This window comes from Ruminococcus albus 7 = DSM 20455, assembly GCF_000179635.2.
GTDB lineage: Bacteria > Bacillota > Clostridia > Oscillospirales > Ruminococcaceae > Hominimerdicola > Hominimerdicola alba.
The window spans coordinates 349,557-373,357 of the sequence record NC_014824.1 but is presented as its reverse complement, the minus strand read 5'-3'; the positions used below and the strand labels follow the sequence as shown (position 1 = coordinate 373,357).

General features: G+C 39.0%; 13 protein-coding genes. All 13 read right to left on the bottom strand.

All coding sequences use genetic code 11. The annotated features are described in order from the left end of the window. Window positions 1-211: 211 nt before the first annotated feature. The 13 genes from RUMAL_RS18425 to RUMAL_RS21045 all read right to left on the bottom strand — a co-directional run bounded on the left by RUMAL_RS18425 (window position 212) and on the right by RUMAL_RS21045 (window position 23,757). The gene (locus RUMAL_RS18425) at window positions 212-5,281 is read right to left on the bottom strand and encodes an InlB B-repeat-containing protein (RefSeq protein WP_013483610.1); all 5,070 of its coding nucleotides are present in this window, start codon (window positions 5,279-5,281) and stop codon (window positions 212-214) included. 1,019 nt (window positions 5,282-6,300) lie between these two features. Further along, a complete protein-coding gene (locus RUMAL_RS18420) occupies window positions 6,301-6,945 on the bottom strand; it encodes a type II toxin-antitoxin system RelB/DinJ family antitoxin (protein ID WP_013483608.1) in 645 nt (214 codons plus the stop codon). 217 nt (window positions 6,946-7,162) lie between these two features. Then, on the bottom strand, window positions 7,163-7,345 hold the full coding sequence (locus tag RUMAL_RS18415; RefSeq protein ID WP_013483607.1) for a hypothetical protein: 183 nt from the start codon (window positions 7,343-7,345) through the stop codon (window positions 7,163-7,165). An 86-nt stretch (window positions 7,346-7,431) separates the two neighbouring features. Next, the gene (locus RUMAL_RS18410; RefSeq protein ID WP_013483606.1) at window positions 7,432-10,404 is read right to left on the bottom strand and encodes a Helicase associated domain protein; all 2,973 of its coding nucleotides are present in this window, start codon (window positions 10,402-10,404) and stop codon (window positions 7,432-7,434) included. Window positions 10,405-10,420: 16 nt separating this feature from the next. After that, a complete protein-coding gene (locus RUMAL_RS21050) occupies window positions 10,421-14,014 on the bottom strand; it encodes a Helicase associated domain protein (protein WP_013483605.1) in 3,594 nt (1,197 codons plus the stop codon). 51 nt (window positions 14,015-14,065) lie between these two features. Then, window positions 14,066-15,175 (bottom strand): nucleotidyltransferase domain-containing protein, encoded by a 1,110-nt coding sequence (locus RUMAL_RS18400; RefSeq protein WP_013483604.1) that lies wholly within the window; start codon window positions 15,173-15,175, stop codon window positions 14,066-14,068. Between the two features lie 9 nt (window positions 15,176-15,184). Then, entirely contained in the window at window positions 15,185-15,853 is a 669-nt protein-coding gene (locus RUMAL_RS18395; RefSeq protein WP_013483603.1) for an acyltransferase, read from the bottom strand. Between the two features lie 241 nt (window positions 15,854-16,094). Further along, window positions 16,095-17,099 carry an acyltransferase gene (locus RUMAL_RS18390; RefSeq protein WP_013483602.1) on the bottom strand — a complete coding sequence of 335 codons (1,005 nt, stop codon included), beginning with the start codon at window positions 17,097-17,099 and terminating at the stop codon, window positions 16,095-16,097. A gap of 49 nt (window positions 17,100-17,148) precedes the next feature. Beyond that, complete coding sequence (locus tag RUMAL_RS18385; protein WP_028504349.1) at window positions 17,149-18,204, bottom strand: NAD-dependent epimerase/dehydratase family protein; 1,056 nt, start codon at window positions 18,202-18,204, stop codon at window positions 17,149-17,151. Between the two features lie 21 nt (window positions 18,205-18,225). After that, complete coding sequence (menD, locus tag RUMAL_RS18380) at window positions 18,226-19,965, bottom strand: 2-succinyl-5-enolpyruvyl-6-hydroxy-3-cyclohexene-1-carboxylate synthase (protein ID WP_013483600.1); 1,740 nt, start codon at window positions 19,963-19,965, stop codon at window positions 18,226-18,228. Between the two features lie 75 nt (window positions 19,966-20,040). After that, on the bottom strand, window positions 20,041-21,570 hold the full coding sequence (locus RUMAL_RS18375) for an oligosaccharide flippase family protein (RefSeq protein WP_013483599.1): 1,530 nt from the start codon (window positions 21,568-21,570) through the stop codon (window positions 20,041-20,043). Further along, window positions 21,567-22,679: a polysaccharide pyruvyl transferase family protein gene (locus RUMAL_RS18370; protein WP_013483598.1), complete on the bottom strand. Its 1,113-nt coding sequence runs from the start codon at window positions 22,677-22,679 to the stop codon at window positions 21,567-21,569. The genes RUMAL_RS18375 and RUMAL_RS18370 overlap by 4 nt, the downstream gene beginning before the upstream one ends. Window positions 22,680-22,779: 100 nt before the next feature. Next, window positions 22,780-23,757: a glycosyltransferase family 2 protein gene (locus RUMAL_RS21045; protein WP_013483597.1), complete on the bottom strand. Its 978-nt coding sequence runs from the start codon at window positions 23,755-23,757 to the stop codon at window positions 22,780-22,782. Between the last annotated feature and the right edge of the window lie 44 nt (window positions 23,758-23,801).

The following is a 23,801-nucleotide window of genomic DNA, read 5'->3' as shown; positions in this document are numbered from 1 at the left end:
TATAGCTTTATTAGAGAATAAAAAATTATATATAGTACATGTAAGCATCTCGTATATTTTTCTGCTATCATTATACTAGAAAATTACTTTCAATAAAAAGGAGGTGTTGCAATCGCAGCACCTCCTGTTAATTTAGTCTATATTCGTTTTTCGTAATCCAACATTAATATAGGTATTAGGTTTATCCTGTTCTTTATCTAATGCTATAAATTTAAAACCATTCTTGTTCACTGCCGTCTTCGACAGTTTCTTCCGAGTCATTTACCCAGATCGCGTAAAGATTCATATCTTCGGAAACAATTATTTCATCGGTAAAGTTGCCGTAGCTTCTTCCTGTTCCGTCAGACTCTGTGTTCCAGCAAACAAAAGTATATCCGTCCTTGTGAAGAGGTCCCATTACACCTATGGTATAGTAATAGTCCACTGCAACAATATGAGAAGCGTCTGTAGCATAGCAAACGTATTCACCGTTTTCGTACATACCTATTTCTCCGCCGTTGAAATCATAAGATATTGTTGCGGGTTCAGCCCATACAGCGTTGAAAGTAACGTCATAGTTCACATCAAACATACTGTATGTGCCTTCATCATAATCTATTGTCCATCCAACGAAAACGTAACCGTCTCTTGAAGGTTTTGGAACTCCGTCTACATAGTAATTACCCTCAGCCTGGATTTCAAGCATATTCTCGCCGTTTTCAAAGAAACCCTCGCCTGCATCATAGGTCACGGTAAAGGTGTTCTCAGCCTCGACCCAAGCCGCTGTGAACTCGGTGTCTTCAGTAACAGTGAATTTCGATCCTGTCACGAATTCTCCGTCTACCATCCAGCCGTCAAATACATAGCCCGCCTTTGTAGGTTCGGGGATATCTCTTAGGTATACATACGAATTTTCGTCATAGATATCTGTCCAGAAATGCTGTCCGTTATAGAAATATCCGTCGTCTGCGAAAAAAGTAACATTACGTGTATATACCCAGTCTGCCTCTACGGTCATATCCTCGGTAAGACGTACATAGTTTACCAGCTCACCGTCAAGTAACCAGCCCTCAAAATAACCGCCATCCATATCAGGTGTGTCCTCCCAATTTAAGGATATACGTCGTCCGGGTTCAAAATACACGATCCTTGTGTTATAACCATCGTAGAAATGCCCTTGTCCTGCATCGAAAGTAACTGCGACAAGCTTTTCCCATATAGCATAAAATGTAGTGCTTCCTGTCAGAGTAGTTCCCCAGTCGTGCTCAGCAGTCGAAGCATTCTTGTCAGTGCTCCAGCCAAGGAAATTATAGCCTTCTCTTTCAGGCCACCAGTTACCTACGCCATAATCGCCGAGATGTGCTTCATACTCTTCTGTCATATGATCATAGGACTCGCCATTCCAGCCCCATCCACCGCCATTTGCATCGTAAGTCACGATAGGTATGGGGTTCCAAACTGCATAGAATTCGATCTCGTCGATATTATCAGGCAGCATGTAAGGATCGGGTGCCGGTTCACCGTCTTGAGTAAGTGACCAGCCGCTGAATTCATAGCCTTCTCTTTCGGGTCGCCAGCCATCAAGATAGTATTCTCCGGAATCTCCGTAGCGATAGTGAATTGCTGCGCTCTCACCGCTTTCCTCGTTCATGTCCCAATCATTAAATTGACCACCGTTAGCGTTATATTTTACCTTTACGATCTTCACCCAGCTTGCTTTGAAGACGTAATCTTTACCCTTCTCCAACTGGAGTTCTCTTTCGTTTGCGTACTTACCATTTTCATCTACCCAACCGTTGAATCTGTATCCGGGACGCTGGGGCTCGTCTTTTCTTACATAGTAATAGAAGCCCGGTTGATCCCAGTCCATCTTGATGGTAAGGTCATGCTGCTGAGTTCTGTCATTAAACCAAGCGCCGCCGTTTGCATCATAGGCTATAGTCGGGAGCTTCTCCCATATAGCATAAAATGTAGTGCTTCCTGTCAAGGTAATTTTCCAGTCGGACTCTGCGGTCGAAGCATTCTTGTCATTGCTCCAGCCAAGGAAATTATAGCCTTCTCTTTCAGGCCACCAGTTACCTACGCCATAATCGCCGAGATGTGCTTCATACTCTTCTGTCATATGATCATAAAATTCGCCGTTCCAGCCCCATCCGCCGCCATTTGCATCGTAGGTCACAATAGGTATGGGAGCCCAAACTGCATAGAATTCAATCTCGTCGATATTATCAGGCAGTATGTAAGGATCGGATACCGGTTCACCGTCTAGAGTAAGAGCCCAGCCGCAGAATTCATAGCCTTCTCTTTCGGGTCGCCAACCGTCAAGATAGTATTCTCCGGAATCTCCGTAGCGGTAGTGAATCGCCGCGTTCTCACCGCTTTCCTCGTTCATGTCCCAATCATTAAATTGACCGCCGTTAGCGTTATATTTTACCTTTACGATCTTCACCCAGCTTGCTTTGAAGGTGTAATCTTTACCCTTCTCAAGCAGGAGCTCTCTTTCGTTTGCGTTCTTACCATTTTCGTCTACCCAGCCGTTGAATCTGTATCCGGGACGTTGGGGCTCATCCTTTCTTACATAGTAATAGAAGCCCGGTTGATCCCAGTCCATCTTGATGGTAAGGTCATGCTGCTGAGTTCTGTCATTAAACCAAGCACCGCCGTTTGCATCGTAGGCTATAGTCGGAAGCTTTTCCCATACAGCATAGAGTGTGGTATTCTGTATAAATTCAACATGATCGTTAGGTTGATACTGAACTGTGCCATCCTTCGTGGTTGACCAGCCCTTGAACTCATATGGACCGTCGTAGTAGGGACACCAGCCTTCGATATTAAAATCACCGTAACGTACATCTCTTGTATCGGTTGCGGTACGATCCCACAGGAAACCGCCGTTAGCATCATAGTAAACGGTGATATCGTGTCCCCACACAGCGTAGAATTTAGTATCGCCTGTCAGTGTATAGCCGAAATCGGTTTCGGCACTGACTGCTTCAGGATCGGTGCTCCAGCCGATAAAATAATAGCCATCCTTATCAGGCCAGCCACAAGATACCCAATAATCTCCCTTACGTTCGTCATATTCTCTGGGGGTGCTGTCGCCGTCCCATGAACCTCCGTTGGGATCGTAGGTCACTGTAATGGGTTCTTTCCAGCAAGCTTTGAATGTAACGGGTTCTGTGAGATCAATTTTATCGACATAATTGTCATCAAGCATCCAGCCGTCAAATACATAACCCTCTCTTTCAGGTTCATAACAACCGGGGAAGTATAATCCGTAGGGTTCATAGATGGTCATTGTCGTGAATGGATCTTCGTCAAACTTCCACTGTCCGCCGTTTGCATCATATGTTACAGCTATTGCTTCCTCCCACTCAGCTATAAATTCGGGAGTTGTCTCACCTGAAAAATTAAGCTTGCGAACGAAGCTGTTTTTGTATTTCCAGCCTGCAAACAAATAACCTTCACGAGTAGGTTCTTCGTGATCGACCCGGTATGTTCCGACATCAACATCTAAAGTGTGGGTAGAGTTGCCATCGGAGAACTGACCGCCGTTAGCGTTATAAATGACCTGACAAGCCTTTTCCCATTCCGCAGTAAGAGTTACATCGGATGAAACAAGAATGCGGTTTTTGTATTTTCCGTTGTAAGTCCATCCGAGGAAAACATGACCTTCCAAGTAAGGATCTTCACCTGTGCCAATGTAGTAATAGCCGGGATCGACGGTTTCGGTGTAGGTAGAGCTACCATTGGAGAATGTGCCGTTGCCCGCGTTGTAGGTGATTGTGTGGTAATTATACACAGTGAGTGTCGCTGCATTACTTGTCTTGCTTTGATCGTAGTTATCTGAAACTATACAGCGATACTGAGTTCCATCAATTGCTTCACTTCCAGCCACAGTCAGTGTTGCTGTATTAGCATCTAGTACTGTTGTCCAATTCTCACCGTCAGTACTGCTTTCCCATGTATAGGTCAGATCACCAGTACCGGTGGCGGTAACTGTGAAGGTTGCATCTTCGGAGAAGGTGATGGTTTGAGAGTCGAGACTTGAGAGTTTGATTGGAGAAGCCACTGTAAGTGTTGCAATATTTGATTGTACAGAATTTCCAGATGAATCAGAAACTACACAATATACTCGAAAACCTTTATCATGGCTATTAATATTAGCCTTAATGCTATAAGTATCTGTAGTGTTGCTAGATTTGACGAATCCATTAGTAGTGTTAGGATTGTTATAATACCATTGATATTTAAGGCCTTTACCTTTAGCAACGACCTTAAATATTGCGGTATCTCCATTTTGTTTTGTTTCATTTTGTAGTTGACTTACAATGGACAAAGGAGTTCCAACTGTAAGTGTCGCTATATCAGAATCAACGCTGTTACCAAATGAATCAGAAACTACACAGTATACTTGAAAACCTTTGTTATGGCTATTAATATTAGCTTTAATGCTATAAGTATCTGTAGTGTTGCTTGATTTGACAAATCCATTAGTAGTGTTGGGATTGTTATAATACCATTGATATTTAAGACCTTCACCTTTAGCAACGACCTTGAATATTGCGGTATCTCCATTTTGTTTTGTTTCATTTTGTGGTTGACTTACAATGGACAAAGGTGTTCCGACTGTAAGTGTCGCTATATTAGAATCAACGCTGTTACCAAATGAATCAGAAACCACACAGTATACTTGAAAACCTTTGTTATGGCTATTAATATTAGCCTTAATGCTATAAGTATCTGTAGTGTTGCTTGATTTGGCAAATCCATTAGTAGTGTTGGGATTGTTATAATACCATTGATATTTAAGATTTTCACCTTTAGCAACGACCTTGAATATTGCGGTATCTCCATTTTGTTTTGTTTCATTTTGTGGTTGACTTACAATGGACAAAGGTGTTCCGACTGTAAGTGTCGCTATATCAGAATCAACGCTGTTACCAAATGAATCAGAAACTACACAGTATACTTGAAAACCTTTGTCATGGCTATTAATATTAGCTTTAATGCTATAAGTATCTGTAGTGTTGCTTGATTTGACAAATCCATTAGTAGTGTTAGGATTGTTGTAGTACCACTGATACTTCAATCCATCGCCCTTAGCTACGACTATAAAAGTTGCATTCTCACCGTTTGGCTTTGTTACATTTGAAGGTTGTTTTTCGATAGATAATGATCCATCGGATACATTTTCCGTGATTGCAAGACTATTACTTTCATCACCATAAACAGTCACTGCATTCATGCCTATAATAGATATAGCCATAAAAAACGTAATAATACGCTTATAGTTTTTCATAAAAAAACCTCCTATTCATCAATAGATTTATTCAAAGTCCAACTATGCTATACAGCAATTCATTTACCACATTGTAACCAACCCCAAAATTCATAATCACAATTGCAAATACCTATTCAAAGAAAAAATAATAAAACTATTTCTCAAACAACGGCAAATTGGCTCTGAAAGTCCGTACAGGTGGCGCTGGAGAGTCGGCATATACACCAAGGTTTCTTTTTTTGAAGCCTCGGCTTTTCTCATTAAGGTCTGGGTTTGGTTGGCGCTTACGATTGATGATGTAACTGATTCTATGCTTGATGAAAGCTAATGCTCCCTTATTGAAATTATGTTTCAGTTTTAATTTAAAATTGATTTTTACAGCAAAAAAACGTACCCCAGAAGAAATTATCCAATTGAGACACGCTAGTATTCAAATATAAATAAAATGAAAACATGACAAAACCTGTGGAATTTTACACACTTCAGCAAATCCGACGATTTGTTCTAAATTTAATTAAAAATTCACTTATCATACCGTTTTGGGATATTATACCATAATTATTCACAAATGTCAAGCGGTTCTTGAGTTTAATTCATAACTGCCTATTACCATAGGCACCATTCTTCGACATTCCTTCCACTGGTCTGACATTCCTGTACCATTGCCGCCCATTCCTTGTGACGCACCTGCTTTTTTATCTCGCGTATTCTTCCCATAATATCTTACTCCTTTCAGGTTTCGATTTGCCTTCAGAGTAATTATATCATATTGGGTGGGCTGTGTCGGATCGGGGGATTGGTTGGCGGTTACTTTCGATGCTTTTTCATGGACAAAATACGGTATCTGTCCTTGACAGGATACGTTCACTTTTGGATGACAATTTGGAGGAGCGGTGACAGTTGGCGGTTACCTTAAGCTGAAGGTTATGGACGTGAAATTTGTGATTGAAGTTCAAATACTATATCTATCCTATATAAATAGTAGGTTATGCCCATAAAATTACTCCCGTACAATCAGTGTTGTACGGGAGTAGCTTTTATTCAGATTTTATTGCTTTTAGAGATTTAAAGTCAAACAGATGAGTTTTTAAATTATCGACACGGTAGGAGTTCCGGATACTGCCACGCTGTACTATCGGGATACCTTCTCTTTCAAGTTTTTCTTTCTGCGATTCACGACTGCGAACTCTAGAGTCGCAGAGCACACCGTTCACAGAAACTATCCGCCAATACGGTATATCGTTGCCGTCGGAATCCATATAGGGCATAGCTCGATGAGGCTTTTCATACACCTTCATACCGTAGAGCATTCCAAGATATTCAAATATATCTTCCCACCTTGCAACCTTACCGGCAGGAACTTTCGTGACAAGCTGAACAAACATCTTCACAGGTATTTCGCCGAATTCGAGTGGAAATACAGTCACGACATTTTCGTCATCGGCTATAGATGCCTCATACATGACCATGTTTTTATAGAAGTCGCCCAGCTGCTCACCGAGAGAGGGAGCTTTAGTTTCTGCCACATTGGTGCTGAACGGAAGTTCCTGCTGACGTACAGTTGCCTTGAAAAACATTCTGACCGCTGTAGACATATCAATGCCCATCTTGTCAAAGACTTCAAGAGCCTGATCTTTCAGTACGCTGTCCATTCTGACCTGAATCATAACCTGTTCGGCCATAAGTTTAGCCCCTAACAATATAATATATATATACGTATAATGTCATTACATCGTATGTATTTATTATATAATCTTGCGACGAACTTGTCAATAGGTGATTATTTCATATCCAGGGAAACACCAATCCGCAACGAGGAAAACGGTAATTCGCAGTAAGGAACGCAATAATTCAATTCGCCTAAAGAACGAATACACAGCACATATCAAAGTCACAATTTTATGATTCAGACTTTTCCTTATCGTTTGTATGTTCGATTATCAGCGAACGGATAAACGAACTTGCCGAATCGTACCCGTTTTTCTTAGCAAGTTCCATGAAGGCTTCATGTTCTTCCTCAGTCACCCTTGCACGGATAACCTTGTCCTTTCGCTGCTTTTGCATTTCTTTTTCTTTTGCCATGTTTACCTCCGTAATTATTTGTGTAGTTTTTGAGGTTGTTATTGTTCTTTTTTGTTCCAAGTTGTTTTCCGGCTGATAATCAACCGTTAATCAACATCTGAACGTTTCTTTTTCGGTTTTAAAAATGGATAACCAATATCATCAAGTTTTTTCTTTTGTTCCAAGGTAAGTTTCCCGGCTTTATAAAACCGTCGTTGATCGCTTATCCACGAATACATATCGTATCCGCTTTCGCTCACTGTGCCTTTTGGAATATATTGAGTATTATGTTTTTCAAAATACTTCTTGACCTCTTGATAACGTTCCTCCCATATGTCGGTTTTATCAAGAGTAATTCCAAGCTTTTCGAAATGCTGAATATGCTTTTTAGGTAACTTGTCGTTTCGGTATTTAACTTTGCAATTATTTATCCAACTTCCCAGATTATAACCATCCTCGCAGACAGTATTATTTGTCAACGCATCAAGCCCTTTTTCTGCAATAAACGCTTCAAGGTGTTCAAAACCACCTCTGAATGATTCAGCGATTTTTGTATCACGTTTGCTTTTCCACTGTATGCCAATAGCGTTTAACATTTCTTCCTGTTCAGCTGAAAGCTTACTATTATTATGATATGTTTTCTGATTTGAAAGCCATTTTCCAAGTGCATAATCATCAACAGTATAGCTGTAGGATATATCTAAATCACCATGCTCTTCAAAATACGCCTTTGCAAGCTCATATTTTTCGTTCCATTTTTCATTATTCTGACGAACGCCATATTTTAGTCCGATTGCTTCGAGCTTATCTAGCTGTTCGGGAGTATGCTTTTTCTTACGCTTACCCTCTGCTATCAGCTTTTGCTCGTTCAGCCATTTATGCAGCCAAACCCCGTTGACTACATATTGAGCCGACATATTCAGATCACCGTGTTCCTCAAAATAGGCTTTTGCAAGCTGATATTTTTCTTCCCACGGGTCTGTCTTTTCAAGAGTAAATCCAATATCACAGAGCTTTTTGATACGCTCATCGGAAAGTCGTCTCTGTTCATAAAAATCCCTCTGACGGCGTACCCACTTACCCAAAGGTATTCCGCTGTCTGTTTTATATGACACAGAGACATCAAATGAATTAGTGTTTTTATAGTATTCACAAAGAGCCCTAAAAGCCTCGTTCCATTGACGGTCATATTTGTTTTCCCAAATCATGCCGAGTGCATCGAGCCTTGCAATTTGCTCATCGGTCATTTCACGGTAGCTTCTGTTTGTACCGTTTCTTGAAGAGCGAAGATTGTTCAGCCATTGTCCAAGCTTGATACCATTGTCATCCACATATTTTACCGGCACATTGAGATCACCATGCTTACGATGATACGTTACGGCAGATGCGTAATATTCCTCCCAAATATAATCCAGAACGTCCCATACCATGCCGATCTTTTCAAGTGCCGTCACGCGCTCATCAGTCATGTAGCTGTTTCTAATTCCACTTTTCTTGTATACTCTTATCTGAGCAAGCCATCGTCCTAGATCAACATTATTTTCATCAACAAACTTAGCTGGCGGCACGAGATCACCATGTTTCTTGTAGTACATTTCAGCCGTTGCAAAGTATTTTTCCCAAGCAACATCTTGGGCAGATTCCCAGCGCATACCAAGAGAATTCAGCTTATCGATCTGTACTTGTGTTAAAACGCCGTTGATATTACCATTGTAAACTCTGCGCTGTGTCAGTATCCATACACCAAGAGAATATCCCTCGGGCGTAAAATATCGTTTTGGCACATCAATATTTCCGTTCTCATCATAATACTTTTTCGCCTGATCGAACATTATATCCCACGACGCTGAAAGGGTACCTTCCAATTCATCAAAAAGAGATTTACAGTCGGCAACCTTGTCAATAAGCTCAAAAGTCTCATTGACAACAAAGCCCTCGCCGCCATGCGAACGGTAATACTGTATCGCTACTTTCATTTCTTCTTCGATAGCGTCAATGCTGTACAAGTTCTCAATGTTGTTGACAATATCGAAAATGACGGGATTACGAGACTTTGAAGCAGACAACGCACGACCTATCTGCTGCTTATAGATTATAGGGGAAATAGTCGGGCGTAACAAAATAACCCCCGAAACATCGGGGACATGAACGCCCTCGTTCAAGGCATCAATGCAGTATAAAAGCTTCAAATGCTTTTCATCATTATCAGCTTTGAAATCGGCAAAGGATTTGCTTGCCGTCGGGTCATCGGAATACACCGAATAGATATGCGGTTTCTTATCGACCTTTTTAAACCACGCTTTCGCCTTTTCCATCATATCCTGCATATGTTCAAGATTTGCACAGAACACAATGTACTTCCCGTTTCTGTCGCTCATGTGCTTGTCGAAAAGCGTATCGAGGTTCACTGCCTTATCCAAAGCACGGCGCAAGGCTTCAAGTATCTTTTCTGCTTCATCACGGGTTGCTTTGCTTTTTGCAGTGCGTACACGCTTTTCGTATTTCTCCAAATCCTGTTGATATGAGAATATAGAGAGAATATACTTCGGTGGTGCAAGTATACCGCGCACAATAGCCTCGCCCAAAGTCATTTCACTTGCTACGTTTCCGTCAAACAACTCATCCGTCATATCGCGCTGATTATCGAGATAGCGAATAGCCGTTGCGGACAAACCAAGCACAGGCACATCGGGATATGCTCTCAGAACGGCATCAACGCCCGCACCCCAGAGTTCCGCACCACATCTATGAAATTCATCGAGAATTATGTAATCTGGCTGTATATCGGCAATTTCTTCTGCTGATACATTCATCAACTTTGCGTATGTATAGAACTTGACATTTTCGGGCTGATAGCCGTCCGATGTCTCTGCAAGGTTTTCAAGCTGCGTCTGATATATGTATCTTGAAGGTGACAGCCAGCAGATAGTTTTGTCGGGGTTGTCCTCGCAGAGTTTGAAACCGATGAAAGATTTGCCTGTTCCGGTGGGGTGGATCACGGCGGCTTTGCCACGCTCGGAAAGCATACGAACTGCTGCTCCATATGCGGTTTTGTTATGTTCAAATAATTGCATTGCCATGATCTCACACTCCTTTTTACAATTCAATTCCTAATTTTCGCAATTTATCTGCTCGATCTTCCGACAGCTGTCCCTGCCGATACTTTTTCTTTTGTGAATTGAGCCACACAGCAGTACTGTTCTCATCACCTTTCTCTTTTCTCGTCATCGGCAGGCAGCCGTGTTCCTCAATGAACGTTTTTAATTCTTCATATCGTGCAAGCCATTGCTTTTCAAATCTGTCGATGGTCTGAGGTTCGATGCCGATAGCTTTCAGCTTTTCGAGCTGTTCGGGAGTTCGCTTGACCTTGGAATTACCATTTACTATCTTCTTTTCCGAGTAGATCCAGTTAAAAAGCTCAGTACCGTCAACTATGATCCCTTTTTCTATCTTGGCATCATATCCGTTTTCGGAATAGAATTTGACTGCTGCTTCATACATGATATCCCAGTGCGAAACAAGGTTATCAAGTACAGACTGCCAGCCGAGTGCATTGAACAGCACCACTCTGTCATCATCGAAAACGCCGTTCTGAATAAAGTTCCGTTGCTGACGTATCCATTCGATTATCTTTATGCCCTTGTATTCCACCTCGGGATCGAGTTTCTCGCCTTTATGTAGTTCAAGGAATTCTTTTACAACATCATACTTTTCCTGCCACTTCTTGCGGTTTGCGGCAGCTATTGGCGAAACTTCGGGCTTGAACGGATAGCCAATCTCGTCCATTTTGTGCATCTGTTCATCGGAAAGATCGCCTTTTGGATAGGCTCTGCGCTGTTTTGCAAGCCACAGCGAAAGGTCTGTGCCGTCATCACCGATCAGCTTTTCGGGCAGTTGTATTCCGCCGTGTTCATCAAAATATGCCTTGACCTCTTGAAAGCGATATTCCCAGCGGTCATTATCATCAAGCGGAAATCGCAGCTGTCGGAAACGTTTGACATACTGCTCCGCAAGCTCACCCGCCTTATATCGGCTTCTGCAATTCGTCAACCAGTTTCCGAGGGCATAGCCGTCCTCGCAGACAGTATTCGCTCTTACGTTGCCCAAACCATTTTCTGCGATATATTTTTCAAGATGAGCAAAACCTGTTTTGTACAGACGAGAATTATCTATTTCGGCAAGGCTTTCCCAATTCATTCCCAGTTTGTTTAGCAGGTCAATTTTGTCCTGTGAAAGCACACCTTTTTTGTTCTTTTGCTTTTGAGTTTGCACCCACGTTCCGAGATTGAAACCGTCAATAATACAATCCTTTGGGACATTCAAATGACCGTTCTCCGCATAAAAAGCCTTAGCCATTCCGTAACGTGAAAACCAAAGCCTGTCGGTATGGGAAAGCTCATCAAAAAGACCTATTGAACGCAGCTTTTCGATCTGCTCATGCGACAGCCTTGCTGAATCCGGAGCATCTGCATATTTTTTCTGCCGAAGAAGCCATTTTCTTACTGTGATGCCTTTGTTATCCGTGGCAGGAATATTAAGATCGCCGTGTTCCTCGAAATACTTTTTTGCAAAAGCAAAATTTTCTTCCCAAATGTCGGTGATCGTAAAATCGAAGCCTATGCTATTCAGCTTTTTAAACTGTTCATCAGAAAGCCTGCCCTCACTGAATTTAACACGCTGAGTTTTTATCCAAGCGTATAGATTCGCACCGCTTTCGGTTCTGAACTGCGCCGGAACTGTCAGCGTTTTATGTTCATCATAGTATTTGCAAAGCTCACGAAAATTATTGTTCCAACGCCTTTCGAACCTGTCCTCCCAGCACATTCCGAGAGCATCGAGCCTTGCTTTCTGTTCTTCGGTCAAAGTTTCTGTACCGTTTTTGCGGTTCAAACGCAGTTTTGAAAGCCATCTGCCAAGATAAAAGCCTTCGCTGTCAACATATTTCTGCGGCACCTCAAGATCGCCGTGCTGCCTGTGATAACGCACAGCAGCTGAAAAATTCTCCTCCCACTGATAATCAAAAACGTCCCAGACCATTCCGATACCGTCAAGACGCGCTATCCGTTCCTCGGTCAGTCCCCATTTTGTCACGCCGTTCTTTCGGGCTGTCCGCTGATTTTGCAGCCAGCGTCCTAGATCTATACCGTTTTCATCAACAAAAGCGGCCGTAGGAAGAAGATCGCCGTGAGTATTGTAATACTGCTCCGCAGCTTCAAAATACCGTTCCCATGACAGCTCGTTGATGCTCTGCCAGCGCATTCCGATAGCTGTCAGCTTGTCTATCTGAACCTGTGTCAGCGGAACGGAATTTAATGTTGTGCCGCGATAGTTTCCCCTTTGGGTAATTATCCAAATACCGAGACTGTAACCGTCCTCGGTGTAATAATCCTTCGGTATTTCAAGATCACCGTACTGCTCATAATACTCCTTAGCCTTTTCGTACATTATGTCCCATGAAGCAGAAAGTGTACCCTCCAACGCTTCAAACAGGCTCTTGCAATCGGCAACCTTGTCAATAAGCTCGAAGTTTTCGTTGACAACCACTCCCGAACCATCATGTTTGTAGAAATACTGTATCGCAGTCTGCATTTCATCCTTGACGGTATCAATGCTGTACAGGTTTTCAATGTTATTGACTATATCGAATATGACGGGCATATTCGACTTGCTTGCCGAAAGCGCCCGCCCGATCTGCTGTTTATATATGATAGGTGAGACCGTAGGGCGCAGCAGAATAACGCCAGAAATATCCTCCACATGAACGCCCTCGTTGAGCATATCAATGCAGTACAGCAGTTTAAGACGTTCTGATCTGTCTGACTTAAAATCTGCAAATGCCTTGCTTGTTTCAGGATTGCTTGCATATACTTTGTAGATGTGAGGTCTTTTATCGACCTTTGCAAACCATTCCTTCGCCTTGCCGATCATATCGTCCATGTGTTCACGGTTGGCACAAAAAACGATATACTTACCCGTTCTGTCCTCCATGTGCTTATCGAACATCACATCAAGCTTTTCGGCATGATCCAAAGCACGGCGAAGTGCTTCAAGGTATACCTCAGCTTCATCACGCATTTTCTTGTATCGGGCATTATGAACTCGCTGTTCGTATTTATCCAAGTCCTTTTGGATAGAAAACACGGACAGAATGTACTTCGGAGGATTGAGGATACCACGCACGATAGCTTCACCAAGCGTCATTTCACTTGCAACATTTCCGTCAAACAGTTCATCGGTCATATCACGCTGATTATCGAGATAGCGGATAGCAGTTGCAGACAGACCAAGCACAGGAACATCGGGATATGCTCTTAGAACAGCATCAACACCTGCGCCCCAAAGCTCTGCGCCACACCTATGAAATTCGTCAAGTATTATGTAGTCGGGCTGTATCTCAGCGATTTCTTCCTCACTGACATTCATCAGCTTTGCATAGGTATAGAACTTAACATTCTCTGGCTGATAGCCATCGGAAGTCTCAGCAAGGTTTTCAAGCTGTGTTTGATAGATGTATCTTGACGGAGAGAGCCAGCAAATAGTTTTATTGGGGTTGTCCTCGCAGAGCTTGAAACCTATGAAAGATTTGCCTGTTCCTGTGGGGTGAATCACAGCGGCTTTGCCACGCTCGGAAAGCATATGAACTGCGGATGTGTATGCTATTAGATTGTGGGGATATAGGTGCATTGCCATGTGATTTACCTCCTGCTCTCATTGTAAAAGCCCTGAAAAAGAGATTTAGGATTATAGCCTAAATAGAACTCTTAGTTCAGATATTACACCTGATTTATGTGACTTATAACTACGATATACTCTGTATACAGGCAATACTGGCAATAATATGGGATATTTGTAAAACGTTGGAAATGACCTTTTTATGGAATCCATTGGAATTGCTATTCTATCAAATATGTATCTAAATCTATTATTAGATTTTGCTTTGAGCTGTATTCTCACTCTATTCTGGCTATTGCCATATGTTTCAGAAAAAATGAAATAATCAAGAAATTCCTTTTCTTCACTATTAAGTTTAACACCATGAAATAATTTGAAGGCAAGATTTCGATTCTTTTGTTCGTAATCATTTATTCCGAGCTTGCTCAATTCAACGTTAATATATTTCCAATCTAATGATGTATTGAATTCCTTTATAAAAACATAGGTATCAAGTAGTGAGCGCAAGCCCGTTCCAGCATTATAAAAATGCTTATACTCATGTGCAATCATGAATACATAAAAATCCTCATTTGAAAAATGATATCCAAAAGAGTTATCCGAATCTTTTATCAAGCGTGATCTTACAGCAGAATAATAATCATTCATTCTCTGATCGTGACCATCGCCAAATAACTCGGTATGCATTTCAAAATTGCAGACAGGCTCTTTATAAAACGCCAAATCATGACCGTTATCATCGTACTTCATCTCAAAGCGCTGGGAACTCATTATCTGTTTGACATCTTCAATTCGTGAATTGTCAAACAAGATATCATTGTCGCACATTTCACGCATACTACTTTTAGGGTAGTAGTCTTTCAAGATGATCCCCTTCAGCGGCATATACCATATCTCATTTTTCTCAAGTTCAGCTAGAACCGCTGCTCGCTCTATTTCAAAGTATATTGATTTTCGTATTGCCTTGCTTTTTGCTTCCTTAAATCGTTCATCAATTATATTTGAAGAGTCAATTGCATACGCTGTAATTGCAGTTAAAGAATGAGTTTGCGCAACTTCGTAAAGCTGAGACAAATTTATCTTATCTAGTTTCTGTTTTTCGGGAATTTTATCATGCAAAACACATCTTATAAGATAAAGCATATAGTATGCATTCTGTTTGTAGTCATATTTGTTCATAGACACCTCTTAGCATCTATCTTCCTTATGTATGATCTCTCCATTATCCTTCCAAATCGAATCAGCAGGCACAACACCACGTACGCAAGAAGTCGGATAAACATTGCTGTTCCTACCGATGACAGTACCCGGATTGCAGACGGCATTACAGCCAACCTCGACATAGTCGCCTATCATCGCACCAAACTTCTTGATACCGGTCTCAACCTTCTCGCTGCCATCTCGGACAATGACATTCTTTTTATCGGACTTCACGTTCGATGTGATAGAGCCAGCGCCCATGTGGCTGAAATAACCGAGAATGCTGTCTCCAACATAATTGTAGTGCGGAGTCTGAACGTGGTCAAAAAGTATAACGTTTTTTAGTTCAACGCTGTTGCCTACAACGCAGTCAGCACCCACCAGTGCAGAACCACGAATGAACGCACAGTGACGCACTTCGGTATTCGGTCCGATTATGCAAGGTGCACCGAGATACGCAGTCGGGAAAACCTTTGCAGTCTTGTGTACCCACACGCCTTCCTCACGCTGTTCATATTCGTTGGGGTCGAGGGTCTTGCCGAGTTCAATGATAAAATCCTTTATGCCGCTGAGAACTTCCCAGGGGTAGGTGAACTGGCTCAGGTAGTCCTTAGCTAAGGTATGTTCAAGATCATATAGATCAGATGTTTTGTACATTGTTAATCTCTCCTTAACAAATTTCTGGTATAAAACTTATCCTCAACATTAACAAGGCAACGGTCATATCAATTTACTACGTTAGCGTCTTAAATAGTCTTATTATTTACGGGTTATTCAACATAAGATTGCCAAAGAAAGAGATGACATAATCAAATGACGACCCATGGATAATAACAGTTTTTTCTAACCTCAGTATTTCTTATATTTATATAAACCAACTTTTTGGCAATATATATTCTTACACATTCCAAATATAATTATTCTTTGCAAGAATGCTACTACTAATAATAGCAAATAAATATGAAAACATGATGATAATACCAGCATTTATTGGAAATACAACATATTCCGAATAAAAGGGGATCAATCCTAACAAACGCATAATAGCCATATGTGATAAATAAATACCAAATGATTTATCGCCAAGATTCTTTATAGCGGTACAGTTATATTTCTTTCCATTAGTAATAAAGCAACAGCTAATCAAGCAAATAACAATTCCTGTAGCCAAGCTGCTGAGCTTCAATTGAGTTCCACATTTATCACTTTCCAATGAGTAAAAAAGGAAACCTTCTCCATACTGAAATAGTATCGAAAAAGCTAGTAGAAAATACATCTTTCGTATTTTTATACTTGACAACTCTAATTTCTTATTACCAATAAGATATCCAAGATAGTAATATTCAAACCATCCCACAAACGAGATATGCATAATTGATGTTATAATATTAGGAAATTGAAATCTAAACAGTATAGGGAGTGTTCGCATTACTATTATTTCAATTGGAGAAATCAAAAGGAACCAGTATTTATATTTTGAATTTGCAAACTTGTTGATTATTGGAACTAACAAAGTTAACTGACAGTATACTGCAATATAATACATCATCGCAGCTGAATTTGCCGTAATCAAGTTTTTAAAGAATAGCAAGGGAATGGAGCCTGGTGATTGATAATTATATAAAATCACATAAACAGCAGTCCATATAACATAGGGTATTAAGACTTTTTTAAGTCTTTTCTTTATTGAAATTTTATTGGGATCAGTTAGAAATCCGCTAAGAAACAAGAATAAACCTACAGAAAAGTTAAGAAATGGTCTTACAAAAACCTGTGTTATTCCGGAAGGCGTGTTGTGTATAAATACAACAGCTATTATTGAAAGTCCTCTGAATAATTGAATAGTATTACTCTGTTCTGTTCTGTTCTGTTCTGTTCTGTTCTGCTCTGTTGCAGCATACACGGGTTATCCTCCTGTGTCAATCGTTTATATAAATACAAAGTGTAAACAATCATATAAATCTATGCTTTAGATAGCTTAGTTTTGCTCTTTTGCCTTTTATATCTTTTATTGGAGTAAATTCATGTGCTGCCTTATCAAGCAATACTTCTACATTCCAATCAATATTCTGATATACAGGCTCTTTTAAAAACGTATCAAGGCATTGTACCAAGCCATCATCAGGTTGCAACCAATTTGAGGTATCAACAAACTTTTTGATTTTAGAATTATCAAAATGCCTGTTGAAATATCTGCCATATATAACTTGATACTTTTTATATTCCAGTTTTAAATTTGTTGACTTCTCAGTTAATACAACATTAGGTTTCTTTCCGGTAACTTTTTCAATCTCAGCTACATATAACTCTAATATGTTTTTCCACTGAAATGACTGATCCTGAACAATATGAAAGACCTCTCCTACCGCGTCTTTATTGCCTACAAGTGCTGCAATTCCTTCAGCTACATCTTTTCCATAAGAAAGAGTATAGTACCTTTCCATCAAATCTTTTGAAAAAACAATAGATCTACCATGTAACGCTCGATACAGCCAATTTTCTTTTTCATAAACACCCAACTGTAAGCGATTCTCGCCATAAGTTAAGCTTGGTCTGATAATTGTCCAGTTTTTATTCTTATGAGAAAAGAGAATATTTTCTTCTCGTGCTTTTGCAAGTGCATATTCATCTGTAGATAAATATGTTTGATCTGTACAAACATCTAATAATCTGGGGCTGTCCTCTGTTATTAGGTCTGATGAATCAGCATATACTCTTGCTGAACTGAAAAATAAATACTGAACTGTAGAAGATAATAGTAAGTCAATTCGACTTTGCAATTCTGATGTTGTGTAAACCATAAAATCTAGAATAGCATCCCAATGCTGTTTGCACAATTCTTTTAGGAATGTAATGTCTTTAGCATTACCTTGGACATATGTAACTTTATCATTAGCTTTTCTTGCAGAACGTGAAGAAACAACTATTTCAATTTTATCTTTTTTCTTAAGGAAGTCAATGACATGTGTTCCCATTGCTCCGGTTCCGCCTAGTAATAATACTTTCATTCGAATTCCCTTTAAATAATCTTATTTTCTTCCCAATAAACTTTTGATTTTCCCTTTTATAGCTGATGATGTATCAATTCTTATATTTCTTATGAGTTTTAATGCGGTATTTTCTTCATCAACATCTGTAAAGACTTCAAAAATAATGGAGTCGCTTTCAGACTCAGTATTTAAAAATTCCGGCAATAATTGCGTGAATTCTTCTTTATTTGATGCAGTCATATATTTCATTCCAATATCTTCTGCAAAATGTTTCACTAATTGTTTTGATCTGGTTCCGGTTTGATTTCCGGCTGCGATAAACTCATTAATTTTTTCGTGATCGCCATCATATATTTTATATGCCCTATTTGAGTATATATTGAATTCTTCGCCACATCCATTATTGACCAACAAAATTCTTAAATTCTTACCAATATGTCGGTTTCCAAGAACATTAAAGCTATAAAAGAACGTCAAATCACCCATGACCGCAAAATGTATTTTTTCAGGATCTGCAAGTGACATTCCGACCAATGTAGGAATAGCTCCATCGATTCCACGACATCCTGTGTTAGCCAAAACATAGACTTCCGATTTGAAATCAAAAAATGTCCATGATCTCATGGTATTGCTAACTCCTAATTCCAAACAAGCATCCGAAGGAAATTGGGGAATAATTTGCTGAGCAATCCATATATTTGAAAAAGGCAGCTCTGGAATTTGATCATATATATCATTTATTTCTTTATAAAACAGATCTCTTTGATCATGCTTAGGATTCACTTCTTGAAAGTTTTTGTTATATGTATCAAAGAAGTGTAATTCCGTCATTTCAAACAAATTGGTTAATACCCCAAATGTATCCCTTATCTCGCCATCTTCGCTTATGCGCCATACTTCTTTCGCACGCTTCATATATGGTTCAGTATAATAATCACCGTGTGCCTCACCAATATGGATCAATAATTCAAAATCAAACAATTTAGAGTTATGAGCTCCCTGGCAAGTAAGAATTGTAGGAAGAACTCTGTAATTTCCCCAATAGTGACTGCTGTGATCAACGATCACCACTGCATCGTATATTGCACAGAAATTGTCGATTGCTTCTGTTAACTGCACACTGAATGTTTTATGATTTCCAATAATTATACCAACTTTTTTACCCAGCTCAATTTTGGGATATTGTTTTTGGTCACTATATGTATGTCGATTAATTATATGAACACTTGGTAATTCTTCAACAGAAAAATCATTAGTATAGCTCGAAGCTAGATTAATATGTACAGGTCCGCCGCCATGGTGAAAAAGCTCCGTTACAGCTCTGTTGATCTTAATTGTAGCATCATATTCATCAGCTGAATTTCTGACAATTGGAATCTGGACACTGAGCAAAACGCTGTCTTTGGGCTGCTGAGTTCTATCAATGAATTGGGGACTTAGATTTCCGTTACGAACAAAATCCTGAGAAGCAGTAATTGCAAGGATAGGTAATTTGCGATAAAACGCTTCGGTCAGTCCTGGGTAGTAATTTCTGGATGCAGTTGAACCTGTGCAAGTAATAACAACGGGTTCTCCGCTTTCCGATGCAAGACCGCAGGCAATATATGCTGCACCTCGCTCATCTACAGCAGAATACATTTCAAAGCTTCCGTCGTTCACCATACTTACAACCAAGCTGATATTTGTTGTGCCGGGACTGACAATAACCTTTCTTATGTTATTTGCCTTTAATATTGCAATAAGAATCTGAATACTTTTTTCTACAGAATACTTTCCCATATATTTATTTCCTCCGTAACTTACAGCTATCTACGCTATCATATTAATCCGACTATTTAAAGCATATTACATTCATTATTTAAGTACATGCTTTTTTATTCTGCAAACCAATCCTACAGCAAATGAGTATTCTTCTCTTTTATGATAGAATATCCAGAAAACCACATTTGGTATTATCAGGCAAAATACACTTCTAATCGCTAGGTTAACGATTCCCTTAAGTGGTATGATACAACACAATGAATAAGTAATAACTCCCGCCAAAGAAGTGATCAAAAGATAGAAAGCTATATGATAAAAATATTCTCTGGGAGACATATTAAAATACTTCTTAAATAGCACAATTGCTCCCCACGGAACATTAATAAAAACAGTACAGATAAGTGTAGAAATGATAACTCCGTTCATTCCTATAATCTGAACGAGTATCAGATTGGTGCTCAGATTTACGACAGTCGCAATCAATGGTCTGAAACGGTCTTCCCACCATAAACCAGCAGCTTCCCTATAGGTATACTGGATCGTTGTGATTCTTGGAAGCAAAAAATAAAAAACCATCAGTGTCATTGTACTGAATGGAAATACCAGTTCCTTTCCGACCCATAACACCATGAACGGCTGATATAAGCAAAACATACAAACTGCACACAAGCTGCATATCCAGCCATTAACAAACGTGATTTTTTTGAAATCTGAATAATTATCTTCCTTGCTGTTAGTTACCATTTTATTACCTACACCAGCAGTTATTGATGATGTAAGTATCACTAAAAATCCAACTAATGAATTCTGTACATAATAGTAATTATTATATATTGCAAGGGGTGTCAATCCAAGAAAAGACGAAATAACTATACTGTCTACTGATGCAAAAACAACATTGTAGATCTTAAATGACATAAGTCCAATTATTCTTTTCTTTATTCCATCCTTAGTTTCCTTTGGTAACACACCTTTACACTGTATATCAGGAAACATTTTATTAGCTAAATATGCATTCAATAAATTTGTTGCAATAGTAGCTGCTGGAATAACAATAACATATATATAATAATTGTGAAACAAGAGTAATACAACAATTTTATATATGTTGCTAACAAGATTTATTACAAAACTGCGCTTAGATACTAAATCATTTCTCTGAAATGCAGAAAACAATGCAGCCTTATATGAGAACAAAAAGTAGCTAATAACAGTATTAAACAAATAGATAAAATACAGAGCGTACAAACTTACATCTGAAGGAACTGAGCCCTTTACCAGTTTAGGAAGAAATGGGGTAATGGCTATTCCTGCAAAAAGAATTATTATTCCAATCAATCTATACACACTTCTATATGCATTAAGCAAAGCACAAAGCATATCATTATCATCTTCAGCGATTGGCTTGTACATACTGAATACAATAGCCGTACCTATTCCGAGTTCTGAAATACTGAGAACAGATAGAATTGATGTAAACAAACTACTTAATCCTAAGTATTCAGAACCAAGAGCTTTAATCATTATTGTTCTTACTGCAAATGGTAGTAATAATGAAGCTACTTTTTCTATAATTCCCCAAACAATATTTCTTGCTGCATTTTTGGTTCGCTCAATCTTCATTCAGATAATGCACTCCTTAAAAATTCCATAGATTTTTTTCTCTCAGTCATTAGGATTTGTTCTATTTCATCAGTTACATATTCTTCAGGGATTACTGAAAAACTTCTATTACTGTCATGAAATCTATCTAAATGAAAAAGCCCTAACAAAGTATCTAATCTACTGCCCATTTTGTAGCTTTTATTAATAGCCTTTCTTTCAAATACGCAGAAAGGTCTGTGAAAAAGGATTGAAAACACAGTTGCGTGGAAAGAATCTGTAATAATACAATCGGCGTTTGCTGCCAACCACACAAATTCATCAGGCGCAGAGCAATATACATCTATAGAGCTTATTTTATCATCTGTAACAGATTCTATCTCAAGATCTACAATTTTTTTACCTTCAGATATCCTTCGTATATAATCCTTTAGTTCATCATCTCTGCCGCCAAGAAAATAAGTCATTACGAAAGGTTCATCCTCTATGTATGATGGCTTCTTAGCAATCTCAAGCCATTGTGTGCTAGTCAGCAACATTGTCGGGTCGATTACGACGGTTGCTTCAACACCGCATTCTCTAGCTATCTTCACACCGCTTATTTCTCTTACCGAAACGGCCTTAAATTTCGGCAGTTCCTCTTTAAAGATATCTTCATATCCGGATGCAATACAATTTGTCCCAAAGCTTGCTGCATATGATATTCTCTGTTGGGATTCTGCAAAATAAGCCAGATGATTCTTTATATCCTCATATATTATCCTGAATCCCGCATTCCATACTTGATCGCTGCCTACAACAAAATAATCGTATCTTTTTGACAGACCGCTGGGATAACGATTATCGCATAGAACAACGTCTGAGAACTTTAAATATCTTTTATTAAACTTATCAAACGACCTGACACGTAGCTTGCGGAACCTGCAACTAGGATAACCCAATACACTCTTTATCATATTTTTAATAAGCTGCTTATATTTCTTTATTCCTCTTAGGTCACGCCACGTTCTTCTCTGAATTGTTTCAACATCATAACCTAAGCCAGTCAAAACTTTTTGAAGAGCATAGTTCTGAAGGCGATTTCCATAATTTTGTCCATCAGTAATGGTTAGAATAGCAATCTTTTTCATATCAACATCCTGCCGTCTTTTTCTTTAACTATTTTTTGTTACCATATATATCCTAATTACCATTGACCCGATTGTTACTACGAATTTATAGTCACTATATTCACGAACAGAAAAAATATTTAACTTTATTAATTATCAAAATAATAGAATAATATAATATAGATATCTCCTTACGAACTACCCATTTTAATGCATAATAATTCTTTTCTCTCCAAAGCCAACGAAATAAATGCCTGTTGTATTTATTTGCCCCTATTCGAAACATCTTTATATTTCCTTGTTTTGCAGCATTTCTAAATAAGATATCTTTGTAATCAATCATTCTTTGGTATGCAGCATTTGAACAACTTATATTATGATTGATCAATTCTTTGCAAATCAAGTTATATGCATTTATCGGATCGGTGATTCCATTATTTAGCAGATTGATTGAACTGCCTTCTCTAAGGCATCTGTAATAGTATCCAATGTCTGAGCACAGAACAAATTTTCTTGCTTTGCAAAATGCCTCTGTTACCCATAAAATATCTTCGCAATATCGTATATCAGTATGAAAATTAGGAATAGTATCAAAAATATTTTTTCTGAATAATTTGTTCCACAGAAACATATTATTTGATCCACGACCAAGATACTTTAAACAAGTAGAAAAAGCTTCTTCTCTTGATATACATGATTCATTATTTGGCACTAATAAATCTTCATTTCTATCAGAATAAACTTTTCTTGTTGAACATATAGCAATATCAGCATCAAATTTAATTAAAGATTCATTCATTTTGAAATACATATTCGGATCAATCCAGTCATCACTATCGACAAATCCAATAAAATCTCCATTTGCAATGCTTAGTCCACGATTCCTAGAATCGCTAACTCCTGTGTTTTCACTTTTATATATCGCTTTTATTCTATCGTCTTTGGTTTCCCATTGACGCATTATTTCTGCTGAATTATCAGTAGAACAATCGTCAATAAGGATAATCTCAATATCTTTATATGTCTGTGACACTAAAGACTGCAAACATCTATCAAGGAACTGCGAAGTATTATATACAGGAACAATTATACTGATCATCCAAATTCCACCTCCTACTTAATACACTGAACAAAAAAACTATA

What these genes read in the sequence shown, in the direction of transcription:
- RUMAL_RS18425 (WP_013483610.1), bottom strand. Translation starts at nt 5,281, where the DNA reads ATGAAAAACTATAAGCGTATTATTACGTTTTTTATGGCTATATCTATT.
- RUMAL_RS18420 (WP_013483608.1), bottom strand. Translation starts at nt 6,945, where the DNA reads ATGGCCGAACAGGTTATGATTCAGGTCAGAATGGACAGCGTACTGAAA.
- RUMAL_RS18415 (WP_013483607.1), bottom strand. Translation starts at nt 7,345, where the DNA reads ATGGCAAAAGAAAAAGAAATGCAAAAGCAGCGAAAGGACAAGGTTATC.
- RUMAL_RS18410 (WP_013483606.1), bottom strand. Translation starts at nt 10,404, where the DNA reads ATGGCAATGCAATTATTTGAACATAACAAAACCGCATATGGAGCAGCA.
- RUMAL_RS21050 (WP_013483605.1), bottom strand. Translation starts at nt 14,014, where the DNA reads ATGGCAATGCACCTATATCCCCACAATCTAATAGCATACACATCCGCA.
- RUMAL_RS18400 (WP_013483604.1), bottom strand. Translation starts at nt 15,175, where the DNA reads ATGAACAAATATGACTACAAACAGAATGCATACTATATGCTTTATCTT.
- RUMAL_RS18395 (WP_013483603.1), bottom strand. Translation starts at nt 15,853, where the DNA reads ATGTACAAAACATCTGATCTATATGATCTTGAACATACCTTAGCTAAG.
- RUMAL_RS18385 (WP_028504349.1), bottom strand. Translation starts at nt 18,204, where the DNA reads ATGAAAGTATTATTACTAGGCGGAACCGGAGCAATGGGAACACATGTC.
- menD (WP_013483600.1), bottom strand. Translation starts at nt 19,965, where the DNA reads ATGGGAAAGTATTCTGTAGAAAAAAGTATTCAGATTCTTATTGCAATA.
- RUMAL_RS18375 (WP_013483599.1), bottom strand. Translation starts at nt 21,570, where the DNA reads ATGAAGATTGAGCGAACCAAAAATGCAGCAAGAAATATTGTTTGGGGA.
- RUMAL_RS18370 (WP_013483598.1), bottom strand. Translation starts at nt 22,679, where the DNA reads ATGAAAAAGATTGCTATTCTAACCATTACTGATGGACAAAATTATGGA.
- RUMAL_RS21045 (WP_013483597.1), bottom strand. Translation starts at nt 23,757, where the DNA reads ATGATCAGTATAATTGTTCCTGTATATAATACTTCGCAGTTCCTTGAT.